The 20,238-nt window shown below is 73.1% G+C and carries 13 protein-coding genes; 6 read left to right on the top strand and 7 right to left on the bottom strand.

Annotation, left to right across the window (positions count from 1 at the left end; genetic code table 11):
• Window positions 1-3 precede the first annotated feature (3 nt).
• Window positions 4-1,050: a M23 family metallopeptidase gene (locus ABZ267_RS30715; RefSeq protein WP_356753722.1), complete on the top strand. Its 1,047-nt coding sequence runs from the start codon at window positions 4-6 to the stop codon at window positions 1,048-1,050.
• Between the two features lie 181 nt (window positions 1,051-1,231).
• Window positions 1,232-2,176, top strand: coding sequence for an aldo/keto reductase (locus ABZ267_RS30710; protein ID WP_356753720.1), 945 nt, complete (start codon window positions 1,232-1,234; stop codon window positions 2,174-2,176).
• Between the two features lie 20 nt (window positions 2,177-2,196).
• Here the strand turns inward: ABZ267_RS30710 and ABZ267_RS30705 are convergent, their stop codons facing one another.
• The 4 genes from ABZ267_RS30705 to ABZ267_RS30690 all read right to left on the bottom strand — a co-directional run bounded on the left by ABZ267_RS30705 (window position 2,197) and on the right by ABZ267_RS30690 (window position 7,751).
• Window positions 2,197-3,720: a PrsW family intramembrane metalloprotease gene (locus tag ABZ267_RS30705; protein WP_356753718.1), complete on the bottom strand. Its 1,524-nt coding sequence runs from the start codon at window positions 3,718-3,720 to the stop codon at window positions 2,197-2,199.
• A 141-nt stretch (window positions 3,721-3,861) separates the two neighbouring features.
• Window positions 3,862-4,779 (bottom strand): tRNA (guanosine(46)-N7)-methyltransferase TrmB, encoded by a 918-nt coding sequence (gene trmB / locus ABZ267_RS30700; RefSeq protein ID WP_356753716.1) that lies wholly within the window; start codon window positions 4,777-4,779, stop codon window positions 3,862-3,864.
• Window positions 4,772-6,028 (bottom strand): L-2-hydroxyglutarate oxidase, encoded by a 1,257-nt coding sequence (gene lhgO / locus ABZ267_RS30695; protein WP_356753714.1) that lies wholly within the window; start codon window positions 6,026-6,028, stop codon window positions 4,772-4,774. The genes trmB and lhgO overlap by 8 nt, the downstream gene beginning before the upstream one ends.
• 109 nt (window positions 6,029-6,137) lie before the next feature.
• On the bottom strand, window positions 6,138-7,751 hold the full coding sequence (locus tag ABZ267_RS30690) for a sporulation protein (RefSeq protein WP_356753712.1): 1,614 nt from the start codon (window positions 7,749-7,751) through the stop codon (window positions 6,138-6,140).
• Between the two features lie 869 nt (window positions 7,752-8,620).
• Here ABZ267_RS30690 and ABZ267_RS30685 point away from each other — a divergent pair.
• A complete protein-coding gene (locus ABZ267_RS30685) occupies window positions 8,621-10,732 on the top strand; it encodes an asparagine synthase-related protein (RefSeq protein ID WP_356753710.1) in 2,112 nt (703 codons plus the stop codon).
• 28 nt (window positions 10,733-10,760) lie between these two features.
• Here ABZ267_RS30685 and ABZ267_RS30680 read toward each other — a convergent pair whose 3' ends face one another.
• Together ABZ267_RS30680 and ABZ267_RS30675 are read right to left on the bottom strand one after the other, a co-directional pair.
• Window positions 10,761-12,911, bottom strand: a complete 2,151-nt coding sequence (locus ABZ267_RS30680; protein WP_356753708.1) for a sigma-70 family RNA polymerase sigma factor — start codon at window positions 12,909-12,911, stop codon at window positions 10,761-10,763.
• 251 nt (window positions 12,912-13,162) lie between these two features.
• Window positions 13,163-14,083 (bottom strand): helix-turn-helix domain-containing protein, encoded by a 921-nt coding sequence (locus ABZ267_RS30675; protein WP_356753706.1) that lies wholly within the window; start codon window positions 14,081-14,083, stop codon window positions 13,163-13,165.
• Window positions 14,084-14,425: 342 nt separating this feature from the next.
• Here ABZ267_RS30675 and ABZ267_RS30670 point away from each other — a divergent pair, with 342 nt between their 5' ends.
• Together ABZ267_RS30670 and ABZ267_RS30665 are read left to right on the top strand one after the other, a co-directional pair.
• Window positions 14,426-15,892 carry an NAD(P)/FAD-dependent oxidoreductase gene (locus ABZ267_RS30670; RefSeq protein WP_356753704.1) on the top strand — a complete coding sequence of 489 codons (1,467 nt, stop codon included), beginning with the start codon at window positions 14,426-14,428 and terminating at the stop codon, window positions 15,890-15,892.
• A gap of 192 nt (window positions 15,893-16,084) precedes the next feature.
• Complete coding sequence (locus ABZ267_RS30665) at window positions 16,085-17,797, top strand: SpoIIE family protein phosphatase (RefSeq protein WP_356753702.1); 1,713 nt, start codon at window positions 16,085-16,087, stop codon at window positions 17,795-17,797.
• A gap of 16 nt (window positions 17,798-17,813) precedes the next feature.
• Here ABZ267_RS30665 and ABZ267_RS30660 read toward each other — a convergent pair whose 3' ends face one another.
• Window positions 17,814-19,157, bottom strand: coding sequence for an MFS transporter (locus ABZ267_RS30660; RefSeq protein ID WP_356753904.1), 1,344 nt, complete (start codon window positions 19,155-19,157; stop codon window positions 17,814-17,816).
• 150 nt (window positions 19,158-19,307) lie between these two features.
• On the opposite strand from ABZ267_RS30660, the gene ABZ267_RS30655 reads away from it, so the two are divergent.
• On the top strand, window positions 19,308-19,865 hold the full coding sequence (locus ABZ267_RS30655; protein ID WP_356753700.1) for a MarR family transcriptional regulator: 558 nt from the start codon (window positions 19,308-19,310) through the stop codon (window positions 19,863-19,865).
• Window positions 19,866-20,238: the final 373 nt, after the last annotated feature.

The following is a 20,238-nucleotide window of genomic DNA, read 5'->3' as shown; positions in this document are numbered from 1 at the left end:
CACGTGGCGTCCAACAACCCTGCCCCTGAGGCCCCGTCACCCTTCACCACCGACGGCCTCGGCGGCCCGGAGCGGACGTGGGAGGAGTGGAACCCCACCGCGGAGTCCATCCGTCCCGTGCGCGGCAAGCACCGCGTGGCGAAGCAGCGAGGTCTCGCCCGTAGCTCCACCGTCCTCGGGGTCGGCGTCATAGCGGCCGTCGGTGCGGGTGGCATGGCCACCGCCCAGAGCAAGCCGCCGGTCTCCATCTCTCTTCCCGATTCCATCGCGGACAACCTCCCCGACGCCAAGTCCCTTCCCGGCGTCGGGGCGTTCATGTCCGACGAGGCCGAGCCCGCCCCGGTCCTCGCGGCCGCTCCGCTCACCTCCGCGGGCATCACGACCGCCGAGGCCGAGCAGGGCACCACCGACGCCGGCGAGGCCCTGCGCGCCCGGATCCTCCAGCAGGCCGAGCAGCAGCAGGCCAACGCGGACGCCGAGGCCAAGGCCGCCGAGGAGAAGGCCGCGGCCGAGAAGGCCGCCGCCGAGGCGAAGAAGCAGCAGGACGAGGCCGAGGCGAAGGTCAAGGCCAAGGCCGCCGCCGAGAAGAAGGCGGCCGAGGAGGCCGCGGCGAAGAAGGCCGAGGAGGAGCGCCTCGCCAAGCTCCGCGCCAGCTACACGCTGCCGACCTCCTCGTACACGATCACCTCGACCTACGGTCAGTCAGGCGCCCTGTGGTCCTCGGGCCAGCACACCGGCCTGGACTTCGCCGGGTCGGCCGGTACGCCGATCAAGGCCGTGCACGGCGGCACGATCACGTCGGCGGGCTGGGCCCAGGCGTACGGCTACCGCACGGTGCTCCAGCTCGAGGACGGCACGGAGATCTGGTACGCCCACCAGTCGTCGATCGAGGTCTCGGTCGGCCAGAAGGTCACCACCGGCCAGACCATCGGCCGCATGGGCGACACCGGCAACGTGACCGGCGTCCACCTCCACCTGGAGGTCCGCACCGCCGGCGGCTCGGCGATGGACCCGGCGGCCTGGCTGAGCAGCAAGGGCCTCTCCGTCTGAGACCCCGGTACGTCGTTCGTCGTCGTCCCTCGCACACCCCGGCAGCCCTGACGCTCACCCCCCGACGTCAGGGCTGCCGGTCCGTCCGGCGGAGTGCAGGGGACGGAATGCGTGGCTCCGGCGCGGAATGGGCGGCTCCGTCATGGAATACGTGGCTCCGCCGCCGCCGTTGAACCCCTACATGACTTCTCTGCGCACTCTCGGCAGCTCCGACCTCCAGGTCTTCCCTCTCGCCCTCGGCGGCAACGTCTTCGGCTGGACGGCGGACGAGGACCGGTCCTTCGCCGTCCTGGACGCGTACGTGGCGGCCGGCGGCAACTTCGTCGACACCGCCGACGCCTACTCCGCCTGGGTCGAAGGCAACCGGGGCGGCGAGTCGGAGACCGTCATCGGCAAGTGGCTCGCCTCTCGCGCCAACCGCTCCGACATCGTCGTGGCCACCAAGGCCGGCGCCCACCCCGACTACCAGGGGCTCTCCGCCGCCACCATCAAGGGCGCGGCCGAGCAGTCGCTGCGCCGCCTCGGCACCGACCACATCGACCTCTACTACACGCACTTCGACGACGAGACCGTCCCGGTCGAGGAGATCATCACCGCACTCGACCAGCTGGTGAAGGACGGCAAGGTGCGCCACATCGCCGCCTCCAACATCAGCCCGGAGCGCCTCCAGGAGTCGCTGGACTTCTCCGAGCGCGAGGGCCTGGCCCGGTACGTCGCACTCCAGCCGCACTACAACCTGGTCTCCCGCGCCACCTACGAGGGCCCGCTCCAGGAGACCGCCGCCCGCGCCGGTCTCGCCGCCGTCCCGTACTACGCGCTGGCCTCGGGCTTCCTCACCGGCAAGTACCGCCCCGGCGCCACCGTGGAGAGCGCCCGCTCCGCGAAGGCGGGCGAGCACCTGGAGTCGGAGCGCGGCCGCAAGGTGCTCGCCGCTCTCGACCAGGTCGCCACGGAACGCGGCGCCGAGATCGCCACGGTGGCCCTCGCCTGGCTCGCCGCCCGTCCGACGGTCGTGGCTCCGATCGCCTCGGCCCGCACGGTCGAACAGCTCCCCGCGCTGCTGGCCGTCGCGGACCTGGAGCTGACGGAGGCGGAGCTGGCGGCCCTCACGGAGGCGTCGGCCTGAGCCGGCCCGCCTGAACCGCCTTACGGAGGAGGCGGGGTGGGGCCGTACGGGCTGTGCCGTCCGTACGGATACGGCTGCGGCGGCGGGCTGCCGTACGCGGTTCCGTAACCCTGCCTGTGTCCGTGAACCTGCCCGTATCCGTAGCCCTGCCCGTGCCCGTAAGCCTGCCCGTACCCGTACCCGTAACCCTGGCCCTGTCCGTACGGCATCGGCTGTCGGTACGGGTGCGGGCGCGGGCCGGTGCCGGTCATGTGGGCCGCGTGGGTGAGGGCCGGGGCCGCGATGGCGCGGCGCTGCCAGAGGTGGTGCAGCAGCTCCCGCTCCCGGACGGCGAAGTCCGGGCCCGCCGCGTCGTGGCGGGCCCGGCGGCGCAGGCCGGCCAGGGTCGTCGCGAACGACTCGTACTCGGCCACCGCGCGCGCCGCCGCCCGGCCCCGCGACCGGTCCTGCTTCCCGTGCCAGTGGCGGGCCAGATCGCGCGCCACGCCCCGGGTCCGCATCGAGGAGAGCGCCAGCGGCTCGGCCGGGGTCAGCCAGCCGGCCGTGGCGTACGCGGGCAGTTCGGCGGCGAGCGTCCGCAGCTCGCGCCGGCGCCACCAGATCGCCAGCCAGGTCACCAGCGCGAAGACCGGGACCATCACCATCCCGTACACCGCCCAGAAGCCGTACGGGCCGAAGGCCGCCGAGCCGTTCCACAAGGCGTGCAGGCCCATCGCGAACAGCAGGCCGAGCACCGGCAACGCGATCCGGCGGACCCGGTGGTGACGGGCGCTGATGGCCGCGAAGCCGAAGCCGAGGCCGGTGAGCACCGTGAACAGCGGATGCGCGAACGGCGACATCACGATCCGTACGAAGAACGTCCCGGCGGTCACCGAGGCGATCCCGGAGCTGCCGAGCTGCTGGTCCTCGTCGAACGCGTTGCCCAGGTAGAGGATGTTCTCGGTGAAGGCGAAGCCGGTCGCGGTGAAGCCCGCGACCACGATGCCTTCCACCACGCCCCGGAACTCCCGCCTCCGGAAGATGAAGATCAGCAGGACGGAGACGGCCTTGGCGCTCTCCTCCACGACCGGCGCGATCACCGTCGCGCCCAGCGTGTCGGCGCTCGCCGGGTCCGCCGTCGCGGTGGCTATCCACCGCATCGCGAACGAGTTGGCGATGATCGCGACGAGTGCGGCCGCGCACGCGCCCCAGGCGAAGCAGAAGATCAGGTTCCGCCAGGGGCCCGGCTCGACCCGGTCCAGCCAGCGGAAGGCGGCCATCAGGAGCGGCACCGGCAGCAGCGCCAGGCCGAGGCCGACGAGGAAGCCCTCCGTGCCCGTCTGTTCGCGGACGAGGGCGAGGATCACGAGCCCGCACAGCGCGAGTACCACGATCACGGTCCCGAGGCGGAACACCTTGCTGCGCCAGACCATGGAGACGCGGCGCGGCCGGTACTGCCACCGGCCGCGCTCCGGCACGGCGCCCAACACCTCCTCGAACCGCTGCTCGTGGAGGACCGGGACCGCCGGCTGCCGCTGCTGGTACTGCACGGAACCGTCGGACACCCCTTGACCCTAACGAGGAGCACTGACACCCGGCGACGGTGCATCCGGCCAGGAGGGTTCGCTGTTCGGCCAGGACGTGGCCGGACCGGGCGATGCGTCAGGCGGTGCGTCAGGTGTTTTTCGGATACGGGAGGCGTCGGCTCAGATCCGGGCGAACAGCAGGTCGTGCACGACGTGGCCCTTGTCCAGGCCCTGGCCCTCGAACCGGGTGAGCGGCCGGAACGCCGGACGCGGCGCGTATCCGCCGTCCGCCGCCGTGTTCTCGAAGCGGGGGTGCGCGGTCAGCACCTCCAGCATCTGCTCCGCGTACGGCTCCCAGTCGGTGGCGCAGTGCACGATCGCGCCGGGCTTGAGCACCGGGGCCACCAGGTCCAGGAACTCCGGCTGGATCAGGCGCCGCTTGTGGTGGCGGGCCTTGGGCCACGGGTCCGGGAAGTAGACCCGCAGGCCGTCCAGCGACTCGGGAGCCAGCATCTCGCGGAGCAGGATCACCGCGTCGCCGTTGGCCACCCGGACGTTGGTGGAGCCGGCTTTGTCCGCGAGGCCCAGCAGGTTGCCCTGGCCCGGGGTGTGGACGTCGACGGCGAGGATGCCGGTGCCCGGGTCCTCGGCGGCCATCTGCGCGGTGGCCTCGCCCATGCCGAAGCCGATCTCCAGGACGACGGGCAGCCCGTCGAACAGCTCGGCCAGATCCAGGACGCGTTTGCCGTCGATGTCCAGGCCCCACTTCGGCCACAGCCGCTCCAGGGCCTCCTGCTGGCCGGTGGTGACCCGGCTGCGGCGCGGCTGGAAGCTGCGGATCCGGCGCTCGTGGTGCGAGCCGGCCGGGTCGGCGGCGGGGCCGCCGGGGAAGCGCGGCTCCTGGCGCAGCCGGCGCGCCCGCTCGAAGGAGGCGGCCCGTAGCGCGGCGGCCTCGTCGGCTGACACGTCGGAGGCCGTCGACCCGGCGGAGGCCGTGGCGTCGGCGGCGGTGGACCCGGTCGCGGAACCGGTCACGGTGGTCGCCGCCTCCGGCTCGGGAGCCGCGGCGGGGGCATGGTTCAAAGGCTGCTCAGACACAATGACCCGATTCTACGGCGGGCGGCCTCCACCCCGTCTCCTGTGCTTGGCGCAGCGCCCGCCGCGCCACCTCGCGCCCGATCGGCAGGCACGCGGTCGCGGCGGGCGACGGTGCGTTCAGCACGTGCACGGTGTGCGGGGCCTCGCGGATCAGGAAGTCGTCGACCAGCGTGCCGTCCTTCAGCACCGCCTGGGCCCGGACCCCGGCGGGCGACGGGCGCAGGTCCTCCTCCCGCACCTCGGGCAGCAGCCGTTGGACGGCCTGCGTGAAGGCTGACTTCGAGAGCGAGCGGTGCACCTCGCCGGCGCCGTACCGCCAGTGCCGTCGGGCGATCCGCCAGGTGCCCGGCCAGCTCAGCGTGGACAGCAGTTCGGCAGGGCGCACCACCGGCCAGGCGTATCCCTCGCGGGCCAGCGCGGGGACCGCGTTCGGGCCGACGTGGACCGTGCCGTCGAAGCCCCGGGTCAGGTGGACGCCGAGGAACGGGAAGGCCGGGTCCGGCACCGGGTAGACCAGGCCGCGCACCAGCTCCGGGCGGGCCAGCTCGTAGTACTCGCCGCGGAACGGCACGATCCGCACCTCCGGGTCGTCGCCCGCCAGCCGCGCCACCCGGTCGCACTGCAGTCCCGCGCAGTTGACCAGGGTCCGGGCGCGGACCACCAGCCCGTCCGCCGTCCGCGCCGCCACGCCCCAGGCGCGCCGGTCTATCGCCACGACCTCCGCCCCGTACCGCACGATGCCGCCGGCGGCCGTGACCTCGGCCGCGAAGCCGGTGGCGACGGCGGTGAAGTCGCAGACGCCGGTCGTGCCGACCCGGATCGCCGCGAGGCCCTGGACCTCGGGCTCGTACTCCGCGATCTGCGCCGGGCCCAGCTCCCGCACCGGCAGTCCGTGTTCGCGGCCGCGCTGGACCAGGCCGTGCAGTCGGGGCAGCTCGGAGCGGTCGGTGGCGACGATCAGCTTGCCGGTGGTGGCGTGGGCGATCCCGTGCTCGGCGCAGAAGTCGGCCAGCTCGGCGGAGCCGCGCAGCGCGTACCGAGCCTTGAGCGAACCGGGTCGGTAGTAGATCCCGCTGTGGATCACTCCGCTGTTACGTCCGGTCTGGTGGCGGGCCGGGCCGTGCTCCTTCTCCAGGACCGTGACCCGGGTGCCCGGCGCGGACCGCTGGAGCGCGTACGCGGTCGACAGACCGACGATCCCGCCGCCGATCACCAGCACATCGCAGTCGTACGCCGCGTGCGTCATCATCACGCCACCTCCCACCCCGATAGTGCACTGACCCACTGACAACGGCCTCAAACCCGATCCGGGCAGGGCGTGGCGCACATCGGGCACGCCCCGGCTCCGGACGTCCGGCTCAGGCCTGGGTCACCAGCAGCGGGCGGGCCCGCTCCCGCAGCTCGGCGACGCGCGGCTCGTCCCCGTACGGTTCGAGCCGGTGCAGCAGGTCGCGTACGTACTCGGTGGTGCGTGCCGAGGAGATCCGGCCGGCCACCTCGACGGCCCGGGTGCCCGCCGCGCAGGCCGCGTCCAGGTTGCCCGACTCCAGCTCGGCGACGGCGGAGACGACGAGCCGCAGTCCGTGGCTGCGGACGAACTCGTCGGTCGGCCGGGAGAGCGCCTGCTCGGTGAAGCGCCGCACCTGGCGCGGGGCCTTCAGGTCGCGGTAGCACTCGGCGGCGTCCGCGGCGAACCGGTCGTAGCTGTAGAAACCGAGCCAGGGCGGGTCGGCGTCGCCCGACCGGGACCGCTCCAGCCAGCTCTCGGCGCCCTTGAGCGCGGCCCCCGCGGCCGGTGCGTCGCCGGCCTTCGCATGGGCGCGGGCCTCCACCAGCCGGAAGAAGCTCATGGTGCGGGCGGTCGCCAGGCCCCGGTTGCGCTCCACGGCGGCCTGCGCGAGGTCGACGCCTTCGTCGGCGAAGCCGCGGTAGGTCGCCTGGAGGGACATGGAGGCGAGGACATAGCCGCCGAGCGGGACGTCGGCGGCGGCGCGGGCCAGGCGCAGGGCCTGGATGTAGTAGCGCTGGGCGGCCTCCTGCTGGCCGGTGTCGAACGCCATCCAGCCCGCCAGCCGGGTCAGCTCGGCCGAGGCGCCGAACAGCGCGCGGCCCACCTCGTCGGTGTACGAGCCGAGGAGCAGAGGCGCCGCGTCGACGCGTAAGCACTCCGGGACCATGGAGGAACGCCAGTCGCCGCCACCGTACTTGGAGTCCCAGCGGCGGGCGTCCTGAGCCGCCTCGCGCAGCTTCATGACGTCGCTGTGGCCCACGCGCAGCGGCGAGGCGTCCGCGACGGACTCCGGACCGGGCTGCACGGGCACGGAACCGGAACCGGAGCCCGGGCCTGCGCCGAAGCCGCCCGGCGCGCCCGGGGATGTGTGCGGGTTGTGTGCGCCGCGGCCGTCCGCCGCGCTCTGCGGTCCGCGTGGACCGGGCGCGCCTGGAGAGTCCTGGCCGCCGCTCCGGGCGCCGAGGATCGCCGCCTGTGCCGCCGTCGGGTCGCGGGCGACCGACGGATCGGCGGGGGTTATCAGCCAGCGGGACGCGGGGGTCGCATAGGCGCTCACCGCGAACGAACCGGCCAGCGACTGCCAGATCCCGCCGCCGCCCCTGCGCCCGGCCAGATCCAGCCGGTACAGCTCGGTCGCCGACCTGACCGCCTCGCCCACGTCCCGTGGGAAGGCGAGGCCGACCTCCGGCGCGGGGTCCGCGTCGGCGAGACCGATCTCGTGCAGCGGGACCGGCCGGCCGAGCTTGGCCCCGATCGCCGCCGCGATCAGATGAGGCGCCGCACCCTGCGGCACCATCCCCTTGGCGACCCACCGGGCCACCGAGGTCTTGTCGTAGCGAAGTGTCAGACCGCGCTGTGCTCCGAGGTCGTTGACCCGCCGGGCGAGCCCGGCGTTACTGATTCCCGCGAGGGCGAGAACCGTGCCGAGCTTCTCGTTCGGCCCGCGTTGCTCCCTGGACATGCGCCACCCCTCGACACACAGACAGCCGCCGCGTCACCGAGGACGGCGCGCGGCATTCGTACCGATGCCTCCCCAGGTTCGAACCCTCGTACTCCGCCTGCACACGCATGTGGCCGAGCCCCGAGGAATATGCCTCCTGCTGAGAACACCAGTAAACACAGCGTAGTTCTCCCCATCCCTACCGTTAAGGGGCAGACGTCCGTATGGCGGGATTGTTGTCCGTGCGGGCGGCGGGGTCCGCGCTCCGGGCGTGCGCGTGCCGGAGCGGGGCGTGCCCCTGGCGTGTGGCCGTGCGCCCGGCCGTGCGCTCTGGTCCGGCCCGTACGGGAGCGGCTTGGCTGGGTACCGCGTGGGTCGGCTCACTGCACTGGACTCAGTGGGCTGGGGGATACCGCCGCTCCATTCCCCGCGAGCGGCGGACCGGTCCGGGAGGTGAGGCCCACCTCCCGGACTGTGCGTGGAAGGATCCGCAGCGGCGGCGCGGACGGGTGTGCGCGGGCGGCGGAGCCTGACGAGAATGGCTGAATTACGACTATCCGGTGACGGTCTGGCCAACGGTCCGACTATGGCCGGATTTCGACCGCTCTTCCCGTGCGGTGGCGCTGTCGGTGATGGTGGAGTCGGACGCGGTGCGGCGCGTGACAGCCGACCGCGCTTGCGGCGTTAACTCCCGGAATCCTTACTTCCGTTGTCGGGGATGTGGTGAAGGCGGCGGCGAGCCGGGCGCCCGGCCTTTGCCAGGGGCGCATGCTCATCCGGCGTGCGCTGCCCGTACCCCCTCTCCTGCCGCCCTGTCGTGGCAGCATGTCCCGCAGCGGCGGATGCGACCAGCACAGCGCGCCGCTTGTCCACAGCCTGTGGAGGCGGCGATGCGTTGGTTGGTGGGATGGAGCAGTATCGCCGCGAGCTTCGGCACCGTCGGAGCGGTCGGCAACGGCGGTGAGGGGCGCACGGTCCATCCGGTGGGCTCCCAACTCCTGTGGGGTGACCCGGATCCGCTCTGGGCGGTCGGCGACTGGCGGCCCGACGAGATCCGCGTCATCGGCGTCGCCACGCCCGAAGGCGCTCCCACCGCACGCCTCGCCGTCCTCGGCTGCTGCGGCGCCACCGACGAACAGCTGCGCGTCGGACTGCTCGCCGCGCGCGGCGGCGCGATGCGCCATCTCACCGCCTGGCCGGGCAGCTACACCGCCGTCGTCCAGATCGGCCGCCGCATCACCGTCGCCGGCGACCTCGCCGGAGCCCGGCCCGTCTTCCACACCCCGTGGGCCAACGGCACCGCGTACGCCACCGCCGCGCTGCCGCTCGCCGACCTCATCGAGGCCCAGCTCGACATCGGCCACCTCGCCGCGCTGCTCGCCTGCCCGGAGAGCCCGGAGGCGCTCGGCGACGGCACGCCGTACGCCGGGGTGAAGCGGGTCCCGCCGGGCCACGCGCTGATCCTGCGGGAGGGCTCGCGCGAGATCACCGGGTACGAGGCCGTCGCCTCGCTCGCCGTCGCCGCGCCGCAGGTCGACCCGGTGCACGCGGTGGAGGGCGTACGCGACGCGCTCGTCGAAGCCGTACGCGCCCGGCTCACCGCGCCCCGCCACGCCCCCGAGACCCTGCCGCAGGACCCCGGCCCCGTCCCCGGCATGGGTCCCGCCGACCGGCGCGCGGCCCGCGGCGCGCCGGTGGCCGGAATCGGTGCCGACCTCTCCGGAGGCAGCGCCTCCGCCACTCTCGCCCTGCTCGCCGCCGGACTGCCCGGACTGCCCGGCACTCTCCTCGGCCACGGCACCGGCGCCGGCGAACGCCTGCTGGCCGTCACCTTCAACGACCTCACCACCCGCGGCCACGAGGACGAGCTGGAGCGCGCCCGCGCCATCGCCGCCAACCCGCGCCTGCACCACGTGGTCGTCGCGGCGGGCGAAGAGGCCCTCCCGTACGCCTCGTTGTCCACCGGACCGCTCACCGATGAACCAGGACCCTCGCTCGTCGTCGCCGAACGCCACCGCCGCCGCCTCGCCGCGGGCAGCGCCGACCACCTGGTGGGCCACGGCGCCCGGCAGGTCCTGGACGCCCACCCGGCCCGCCTGGCCGACCTCCTGATGGACCGGCAGAGACGCCACCTCCTGCGCCCGGTCGCCGCACTCACCAAAGCCGAAGGCCCCTCGGCGCACTCGCTGTTCGTCCCGCTGACGCTCTACCGCGCCGCCCGAAGACTGGCCCGTACGTCGTACCGCACCGGCCTGGAGACCGCCGCCGGACTCCTCCCCGACGCCAACCGGTACGCCCCCGACCTCGCCACTCCCGCCGACGCCTCGCTCGCCGCCCTCGCCTGGTCGCGCCCGGGACCGGCGGCCCGCTGGCTGACCGGAGAGGCGCTCGCGGAAGTATCGGTTCGCCTCCAGGGAGCGGCGATCCGGCCCACCTCCGTCCAGCGCCCCGGCGAGGCCCGCGCCCGCGCCGCTCTCGCCCGCAGCGCCGCCGACCACCGCATCCTGGAACAGGCGGCCGAGATCCGCAGCCAGCGCCTCCACGCCCCGTTCCTCGACAACCAGGTCGTCCGCGCCGCCCGCGCGCTCCCCGAATCCCTCCGCGTCCAGCCCGGCGCCCGCGCCGCGATCCTGCGCCGGGTGCTCGGCGGAGCGGGCATCCACGACCTGCCGCCCGGCTGGGGCACGCCTTCGCAGGCCACCTCCACCGCCGTCACCCACACCGGCCTGCGCACCGCGCTGCCCGACCTGATGGGCCTCTTCGACGCACCGCTCCTCGCCGACGCGGGCCTGGTCGAGGCCCGCGTCGTCCGCAAGGCCCTGCGCGCCGCGTCCGAAGGCGAGCCGCTCCCGCTGGACGGCCTGGCGGAACTGGCCTCCACCGAGCTGTGGCTGCGCCGGCTGCTGGCCCGCCGGGGCACCTGCTGGACGGGCACGGCGGCGCCGCGCCAGCGCGCGGTGGCGGGCGGCGTGGTCCCGTCCCGGCGCACGCTCCAGCCGTGACGCCGACCGGTCTCCCGTAGCCGATCGCTCAGGCGCAGCTGATCCGGGATTCCGCCCAGTCGGCCAGCGCCACTCCGCCGAGCGGACCCTCGGGCTCCACCACGAGCCGGATCGACGACCGGCCGCTGATTCCGACGCTGACCGGCACGGCAGGCGCGCCGCCCGCCATCACCGGCGAGCGCCACAGCCGCGCGCCGTCGCTGTCGTACACGGAGAAGCGCACCGCGCCGAGCCCCATCGTCAGGTCGTCCACGCCGACCGTCGCCTCGTAGCGGGTGCACGGGCGGTTCAGCTGGATGGTGACGGAGGACCGGGCGTGCACGGTGATCCCGTGCGCGTACCGCTTCTCGGCGATCGACACGTTGGAACGCTGCCAGATCCAGCTGCTCCGTCCCGTCACGACCTCCGGCTCGGTGTGGTCGCCGAGCAGGGAGTACGAGAGCTCGCTGACCTGGTAGACGGTCGGTGCGGGCGGCGGCGGAGGTGGAGGCGGCGGCCCCGGACCGGGATCGGGCTCCGGGGGCGGCGGCGGGTTCGGCGCGGGCGGCTCGGGCTCGGGCGGTTTTGGGGAGGGCGTGGGCTCGGCGGCCGGCGGCGGGACCGGCTCGGGCTCCGGCGCGGGAGGTTCCGGCTCCGGTTCCGGTGCGGGGTCCGGCTCGGGAGCCGCAGGCGGTACGGGGTCGGGAGCGGGTACGACCGGAGGTTCGGGCTCGGGTGCGGGCGGCTCCGGAGCCGGAACCTCGGGTGCCACCGCCGGCGGTTTCGCGACCGGCTTGGGATCCGGCTTCGGCTGGTCGTCGCCGACGAGCGCCCACACCAGACCGGCGGCGGCCGCCACGGCGACGGCGGCCGCGATCCCGGCCTTGGCCGGCGCACCGAGCCCTTCCGACGCGGCACCTCCGGCGGCTCCGCCGGAGGATCCTCCTGCTGCACCCCCGGCAGCGGCACCGGTGGTGCCCGATCCGGTGGCCGCGGCGGCGGCTCCCGCTCCGGCGGCGCCGGCGGCACCGCCCACCACGACACCGGCGGCCTTGAGCGAGTACCCGGCGGCGAACCAGCCGATGACCGCGATGGGCAGCAGCGCCGGAATTCCGGCGTTCACATGCTCCAACTCGCCTGCCGCCAAACGGCACTTCGCGCACTCGTCCAGGTGCTTGCGCAGACCGCGCTCGGCCCGCATCCGCAGCCCGCCGCGGGCGTAGGCGCCGAGCCGGTCCGCGTACTGCGCACAGTCGCCGCCGGTGGTGAGCGTCTGGCTCACATGCGCCTGGAGATACGCCTGCTTGAGCCCTTCGCGGGCCCGACTGGCCAGTACGGCGGTGGCGTTGGCGGTCAGACCGAAGAGCGGGGCGATCTCGCTGGGCGACTCCTTCTCCACCGTGGTGTGCCAGAGCACCGCCTGCCAGCGCTCGGGCAGGCTCCGGAACGCCTCCATCGCCATCGACTGCTCGGCCTCGTGCATCGCCAGCACATCGGCGCCGAGGTCCAAGGTGTCGTCGCTGGACAGCTCCGACGTACGGGAGGCCTGCGCGGCGAACACCGCGAAGTCGTCGACCAGCTGCTCCCGCTTGGCGCTCTTCGTCCAGGCGGCGGCGACATGGCGGACGGCGGTCATCAGATAGGCCCGGACGGCCTCCTGCGGCCCCTTGCCGCCCCGTACGGCCTGGAGCGTGCGGGCGAACACCTCGGCGGTCAGGTCGTCGGCGGTGTGCCCGTCCCGGCAGCAGGTGCGGGCGTAACGCCGGACCGCGCCCGAGTGGCGCCGGAACAGCTCCTCGTAGGCGAGGTTGTCCCCTTCGCGCATGCCCTCGATCAACTGGGCGTCGGACAGCCCGGTGTCGGGTGACCCGACGCGCCCTTCACGCTGCGAGGGCACCGCGTACGCACCGGTCCCACCGGAGACCCCGTCCCCGGCACCGGCCTCGACGACCGCCGGCCACGGCCCGGGCAGAACGGTGCCGCCCTGCTCCTCACCGTCCGATCCGCCGAAGCCGACCGAATCATCCGAGCCGGCCGAACCGTCCGAGCCGACCGAACCACCACGGCCGCCCGAACTCTCCGACGGTCCACGTCCCGCCTGGACCGGGATCTGCCCGGAGGACATCCCGTCGGCCTTCGTGTCCCCGCCCGCCGCAGCGATCTCGTCGAGCGGCTCTTCCTGCTGCTCGTCACCGCTCATCGCGGAAGCCCCCGATACACCCTCGGACCCGAATACCGGCCAAGACTGCCACATGGCTCAATCGCGATGGACCCTCAGTCCTGGCAACCACTCATCCGGGGCGTTTTCTCGAATGCGAGTGCTAGAGCGCCCACTTCTGGGGAATGCATCCGGGTTGTTTCATGACCCGGTTACCACCCGACCGCCCGCAACGTGCACAGACGGTCGGGCGGCCGGGCCGATTGAGCTCGAACGCGCCCCGGACGGTGACGTCAGACCGAAGGCCGCGACCGCAGCCCCTCCAGCAGGATGTCCAGCAACCGGGCCGAGGCCGCCGCCTGCTGGGCGGCGTCCGGCAGGGACGGGGCGGCGGTGGCGATGACCAGCAGCACATCGGCCACCGTCACATCGCCGCGCAGCTCACCCGATTCCCGCGCCCGGTCCACCAGCCGGCCCACGACCTCCAGCAGCTCGCCCGCGCCCGAATCCTCACCGAGGCCGTCGAGCTCGTCCCCGCCACCGGCGCGTTGGCCGACGACGCGGAAGTCGGCCTGGGCCACGCCCTGCCGCTGCTGCGGAACACGGGTCTCGTCGCCCGCGTCCGCCGCCACCGGCACGCCCGCCTCCTCCGCGTCGACCCCGACCCGCAGCACCTGCGGCGGCAGCAGCCGGCCCGCGCCGGACGCCACCGAGGTCCGCAGGAAGCGGGAGAGCGCCGACCACGGCTCCTCCTCCTGGCCCAGAGCCGTACGCGCCTGCTCGGTCAGCCGGGAGGTCTCCTCCTCGGCTATCCGCCGCACCAGCACGTCCTTGCTCGGGAACCGCCGGTATACGGTGCCGACCCCGACCCGGGCGCGGCGTGCCACGTCCTCCATCGGAGCGCCGTACCCCAGCTCGCCGAACACCTCGCGCGCGGCCCGCAGCACATGCTCCAGATTGCGCTGCGCATCCACCCGCAGCGGCGCCGAACGCGCCGATCCGGCAGGTGGGTTGGGCGCCGGACCGCTCGCGGCGGGACCGGCCGGAGCCGCTCCTATCGTGGCCGCACCGATCGCCGCCGCGCTCATCGCCGCCGCGGAACGCACCGCGTCGGCCGAGCTCATGACACCGAGCGCGCCCACGGAGCCCAGACGCCCGTGGTCCTTGGCCGCGTGCGAGCGCGCGGACTGCCCATGCGAATCCTGAATCTGCATAACTTCCCCCGGTTTATGACGTCTCCCCCCGGAGACTTCCCCGCCCTGTAGGTCGGGGAGCGAGCACAACGAAATCCGCACCGACTCCCGACGGGTAACGAACATAGTTGAGCCTGCGTCAATTCAGAAGGGGGTAGTTCCGCATGGCGAGCCCCCCGATCGGAGCAGGAGCGCGCCGACCCCCGGACCACACCCGCCCGTTCACCCTCCGCACAGCGCCTGACCTGCACCGCTTCCTCATCGCCCGGCCGACCGGCCCGGACCGCCCCGCAGCACCCTCCGGTCACACAATGTGCCGGGCCTGTGGACAAACCACCGACTCCGTTGCGTCATGGGGTGGTGATGGCTCCAGATTCCCGGGGGACGACCCCCGGCACCCGGCCAGGTGTGCGCATTCTCGTCGTCGGCGGCGGCTACGTCGGGATGTACACGGCGCTGCGTCTCCAACGGAAGCTGAAGCAGAGACTCCGGAGCGGGGACGCCGAGATCGTGGTCGTCACGCCCGAGCCGTACATGACGTACCAGCCGTTCCTCCCCGAGGCGGCCGCCGGCTCGATCTCGCCGCGCCACGTCGTCGTACCGCTGCGCCGCGTGCTGAACCACTGCACCATCGTCATCGGCGAGGCCGAACGCGTCGACCACGCCAAACGCACCGCCACCGTCACCACGCTCGCCACCGCGGAGGACGGCACCGGCGCCCTGGAGATCCCGTACGACGAGATCGTCATCGCCCCGGGATCCGTCTCGCGCACCTTGCCGATCCCCGGCCTCGCCGACTTCGGCATCGGGTTCAAGACGGTCGAGGAGGCCATCGGGCTGCGCAACCACGTCATCGAACAGATGGACATCGCGTCCGCCACCCGCGATCCCGCCATCCGCGACGCCGCGCTCACCTTCGTCTTCGTCGGCGGCGGCTACGCGGGCGTGGAGGCGCTCGCCGAGCTGGAGGACATGGCCCGCTACACCGCGCGGTACTACCACAACATCAAGGCCGCGGACCTGAGATGGATCCTGGTCGAAGCCTCCGACCGCATCCTTCCCGAGGTCGGCGAGGCCATGGGCCGGTACGCGGTCGGCGAGCTGCGCGGCCGAGGCGTCGACGTACGGCTCGAAACCCGGCTCGAAGTCTGTGAGGACCGCGTAGCCGTCCTGAACGACGGTTCCCGCTTCCCGACCCGCACGCTCGTATGGACCGCAGGCGTCAAACCGGCCCCGCTCCTGGCCGCCACCGACCTCCCGCTCACCGAACGCGGCCGGCTCCGCTGCACCGCCACCCTCTCCGTCGACGGCATGCCGCACGCCTGGGCCGCGGGCGACGCCGCCGCCGTCCCGGACCTCACCGCCGCCGAACCCGGCAAGGAGACCGCGCCCAACGCCCAGCACGCCGTCCGCCAGGCCAAGGTCCTCGCCGACAACATCCTCGCCACGCTCGACGGCCGCCCGCCCACGGAGTACCGCCACACGTACGCGGGATCCGTCGCCTCCCTGGGCCTGCACAAAGGCGTCGCCCACGTCTACGGTCGCAAGCTCAAGGGCTACCCCGCCTGGCTGATGCACCGTACGTACCACCTCAGCCGGGTGCCGACGTTCAACCGGAAGGCGCGCGTCCTTGCCGAATGGACCCTGGCCGGACTCTTCAAGCGGGAGATCGTCTCCCTGGGCTCGCTCGAACACCCACGGGCCGAGTTCGAACTCGCGGCCGGCGGCGGCGCGGTGGCTCCCCACCGCCCCGGCACCCTGCCCCGACCCGACACCGAAGAGAGCCCGGAGGACCCGCCGGACGGTCTGCCGCCCGGCCCCTCTCGCTGAACAAGGCCGCTCCGCGACGTACGCCGTTCGGACGCCGTCAGGACAGCGTCCGGACGGCGACTGTCAGTACGGTCGGTCACACTGGACGTGTGACCATAGGTGGGCCCACACCTGCACAGAGTGACCCGGCCGGCAGTGACCGACAGTGACCAGCAGCGACGCACCGAACCGACACACGAGGCCAGAAATTCCGTGAACTTCACGCGTTGGAGCGCCCGCCTTCCCGGAACGCAGCGTCGAGCCGCCGCGCGGGAGGACCGCAGTCCCGTGCCCGCCGCCCGGGCCGAGTCCGTCCAGGCGCAGGCCGCGGCCACCCTCCCGGACGGCACCCTTCCGGTACCGCCCGACACCGCCGCCGCACCCGCCGTCCCCGGCCCCGCCCTGGACGACCTCCCGTCCCGCGAGATCCTCGGCCGCCTGCCCGCACCCGTCGCGCTGCTGCACGGCCCGGACCACCGCGTCGCGTACGTCAACGAGGCGTACGAGACCGCGTTCGGCCCGCGCACCTGCGGCGTCCCCGCCGCCGAGGCGCTGCCGGAGCTCGCCGAGCTGAGCGTGCTGCCGCTGCTCGACCAGGTCCTGCGCAGCGGCACCGCCCGTACGGTCAAGTCCCGCCGGACGGCCGAGGGCGGCTCGTACACGGTGACCTGCACGCCGGTCGCGGCCTGGACCGGCACGGAGATCGGCGAAGGCGACGAGAAGGAGACCAGGGCCGAGAGCGGCGTCCTCGTCTACGCCGCCGACGTCACCGACCACGCCGAGGCCGCCGAGCGCCTGCGCACCAGCGAGCGCCGCCACCGCGAGACGGCCGTCACCCTCCAGCGCTCCCTCCTCCCGCAGGAGCTGGAGCAGCCCGACGACCTCCGGATCGCCGCCACCTACCAGCCCGGCGGCACCGACGCGGCCGTCGGCGGCGACTGGTACGACGTGATCACCCTCGGCGCCGGCCGCACCGCCCTGGTGATCGGCGACGTCATGGGCCGCGGTGTCCGCGCCGCCGCCGTCATGGGCCAACTCCGCACCGCCGTCCGCGCCTACGCCCGGCTGGACCTCCCGCCGCACGAGGTGATCCAGCTGATGGACGGCCTCGCCTCGGAGATCGACGCGACCCAGATCGCCACCTGCGTCTACGCCGTCCACGACCCGAACGAGGGACAGCTGGTCTACGCCTCCGCCGGCCACCTTCCGATGCTCGTCCGCGACGAGGACGGCACGGTCAGCCGGGCCGCCGATCCGACGGGACCGCCGCTCGGCACCGGCGGCTGGATCCACACCTCGGGCACGATCGCGCTGCCGCCCGGCTCCACCGCGGTCCTCTACACCGACGGCCTGGTCGAGCGCCGCAGCGAGGACATCGACGAGGGCGTCGCCTCCCTCGCCCGCGCTCTCTCCGGCGCCAAGGGATCACCACAGGTGGTCTGCGACCGGCTGATCCGCTCGCTGGGAGTGACCGCCGAGCACGACGACGACGTGGCGGTCCTGGTCGTCCAGCACCCCGCCCGTACGGGAGCGAACGCGGAGCTCTTCCACAACGCCGCGCTCGACCTGCTCGGCGGCATCGAGGCCACGCCGCGCGCCCGCTCCTTCGCCACCGGCGTCCTGACCTCCTGGCGCTTCCCGGCCGAGCTCCGCGACCTCGGCGTGCTCGCCGCCAGTGAGCTGGTCGCCAACTCGCTCCAGCACGGCACGCCGCCGATGCGCCTCGGCCTGCGCCGCACGGACCGGCGGCTGATCATCGAGGTGACCGACGGCGACGACCACCTGCCGCGCCGCCGCCAGGCCGAACCGGCGGACGAGGCGGGACGCGGCATCGAGATCATCGCGTCGATCGCCACCTCCTGGGGCAGCCGCCGCACGCCGGACGGCGGCAAGGCGGTCTGGTGCGAGTTCGCCCTGCCCCGCTGAGGCCCGGCCGCCCGCCTCAGCGACCGGCCGTGACAGCCGCGGCCGCCGGCGCGGTGACCGACACGGCCCGCTCCGCCGACTCCGCGGAGCTCTCGCCACCCTCGGGCAGCGACACCGCCACGACCCGCGAAGGCGCGGGGGCCAGCGACGGCTGATCCTGTACGGCGGTGAGCCGGCGCCCGAGCCGCAGCGCGAGCACCGTGATACCCAGCGAGAACAGCACGAACGTCACGATGTACGGACCGTGCAGCGAGGCTCCCATCGGACCGCCGACAGCGGGACCGACCGCGAGCGCGAGCTGCTTGCACAGCGCGAACGCCGAGTTGTACTGCCCGACCATCGACTCCGGAGCCAGATCCGCGACCAGCGGCGCCACGGTCGGCGACAGCATCGCCTCACCCAGCCCGAACAGCGCGTACGTCGAGATGAACGCGGCCGTCGCCATGGTCTGGCTGCCGTGCCCGAGCCCCGCGTATCCCGCCACGATCCAGGCGAAGGCCCAGATGAGCCCGACGGCCGCGATGACCCGGCTGCGCCGCCGCCGCTCCACGAGCCGCAGGACGACGAACTGGGCGATGACGATGACCGCGGTGTTGGCGGCCAGCGCGAGGCCGAGCGTGGACGGCTGGATCCCGGCGGCCTCGGTGCCGTACGCGGCGAGACCGGACTCGAACTGCCCGTAACAGGCGAAGAAGAGCACGAACCCGAGCACGCACAGCTGGACCATGGCCCGGTGCGAGAGCAGCGCCCGCATTCCGCCCTTGGCCGAGCCGTCAATCGGCCGGGCTCCGCCGATGGAAGCCGTACGAGGCATCTTGACGGTCGCAGCGACCGCACCGAGGACCACGAACATCCCGGCCTCGATCAGGAACAGCATGGTGAAGCTCGCGGGCCGGCTCACGTCCACCAGCTGCCCGCCGACCAGCCCACCGAGCCCGAGGCCCAGGTTCTGCAGGAAGAACTGCGTGGCGAAGGCGCGCGTACGGGTGGCGGTGCTGGAGCACCATACGAGCATCGTGGCCAGGGCGGGCTGCATCACGGCGGTACCGGCACCGAGGACCGCGGCCGACAGCACGGCGGCCGGCACGCTGCTCGCGTACCCGAGAGCGGCGGCGCCGACGGAGGCGAGACCGGCGGCCACCACCAGCACGGGCAGCGGCCCGCGCCGGTCGATGGCCCGTCCGGTGAACGGCAGAACGGCCAGCGCCGCCATCGCGAAGACCGCCAGCACGACTCCCGCCGTACCGGCGCCCAGATCCCGCACCTGCGCCACGTAGACGTACAGATACGGAACGGTGAACCCGAGCCCGAACGCGCTCAGCGCGCTGCCCAGCTGAATCCGCCGCAGCGCTGCGCCCATCTCCCTGGTCACACTCACCTACCTCAAGGTCTAGAAGGACTCGAAGGTCCTGAACGAATCAGACTCGAAGACTTTAGCACTAAACTTAGAAGGTGAAAACTACAGCCTGAAGGACTTCAAGGGTGGTGAGGGCGTGCCATACTGCCCGCCATGTCTGAGAGCACCGAGGAGCCCGGCCCCAGCGAGCCGACCCTCGACGAGCAGATCGCCGCCTACCAGCGCGAGTTCCGCGACCTCGACCCCCAGGTCGAACAGGTCGTCTCCGCGCTGGGCCGCCTGAACCGCCGGATGAACGTCGCGTACGGGAGACAGGTCGCCGCCCTCAACATCAGCAACGCCGAGTGGGAGGTCCTCAAGACCCTCGTCCTGTCTGGCGCTCCGTACCGCCTGGGCCCCGGCGAACTGGCGAAGCGCCTGGGCCTCACCCCGGCCGCCATGACGCACCGCATCGACCGCATGGCCGGCGAGGGCCTGGTCACCCGCGACCGCGACGAGAACAACCGGGTCCGTGTCATCGTCGAGCTGACCGACGAAGGCCGTACGAAGTGGCTGGAGGCGATGCGCATGGCTTCCGACTTCGAGGAGGACCTGCTCCAGGACCTCTCCGGCGACGAACGCGGAGTCCTCGGCGAACTCCTGATCCGCCTCCTGCGCCGCGTGGAACACGCCCAGCCGGACGCCGGCGGCCGCCTCACGGACCTGGACTGAGGGGGTCCGGACCCGGCGCTGGGGCGGGGTTGACACGGCCCCGCCCGATCCGTAAGGTTCTTCGAGTTGTCACGGGGCCGGAACGGTTCTGCGACAACCGATCCCGCCGCACCGCGCGGCAACCAAACTTCAGCACGACCTCCCAGCCGGGATAATTTCGGCATGCCGGAATTCATTTCGCATGGCTCGATTATGAGCCGCCGGGAGAATCCGCTAGAGTTTGGGCGTCGGAACGGCCCAACGGCCGGGAAGACAAGCCCCGCTGACTGGGAGTCAGGCCCGAAAGGATCTGATAGAGTCGGACTCGCCGGAAAGGGAAAACGCGAAAGCGAAGAACCTGGAAAGCGAAACTGCACGACCCGCTTCGACCGGG

The sequence above is a fragment of the Streptomyces sp. NPDC006174 genome, assembly GCF_040614075.1.
Lineage (GTDB): Bacteria > Actinomycetota > Actinomycetes > Streptomycetales > Streptomycetaceae > Streptomyces.
The sequence above is the reverse complement of the archived record's forward strand: the minus strand, read 5'-3'. Positions and strand labels throughout refer to the sequence as shown.

Coding starts and splice junctions, on each gene's coding strand:
- ABZ267_RS30710 (WP_356753720.1), top strand. CDS start 1,232: ATGACTTCTCTGCGCACTCTCGGCAGCTCCGACCTCCAGGTCTTCCCT.
- lhgO (WP_356753714.1), bottom strand. CDS start 6,028: ATGATGACGCACGCGGCGTACGACTGCGATGTGCTGGTGATCGGCGGC.
- ABZ267_RS30690 (WP_356753712.1), bottom strand. CDS start 7,751: ATGTCCAGGGAGCAACGCGGGCCGAACGAGAAGCTCGGCACGGTTCTC.
- ABZ267_RS30685 (WP_356753710.1), top strand. CDS start 8,621: ATGCGTTGGTTGGTGGGATGGAGCAGTATCGCCGCGAGCTTCGGCACC.
- ABZ267_RS30680 (WP_356753708.1), bottom strand. CDS start 12,911: ATGAGCGGTGACGAGCAGCAGGAAGAGCCGCTCGACGAGATCGCTGCG.
- ABZ267_RS30675 (WP_356753706.1), bottom strand. CDS start 14,083: ATGCAGATTCAGGATTCGCATGGGCAGTCCGCGCGCTCGCACGCGGCC.
- ABZ267_RS30670 (WP_356753704.1), top strand. CDS start 14,426: ATGGCTCCAGATTCCCGGGGGACGACCCCCGGCACCCGGCCAGGTGTG.
- ABZ267_RS30660 (WP_356753904.1), bottom strand. CDS start 19,157: ATGGGCGCAGCGCTGCGGCGGATTCAGCTGGGCAGCGCGCTGAGCGCG.
- ABZ267_RS30655 (WP_356753700.1), top strand. CDS start 19,308: ATGTCTGAGAGCACCGAGGAGCCCGGCCCCAGCGAGCCGACCCTCGAC.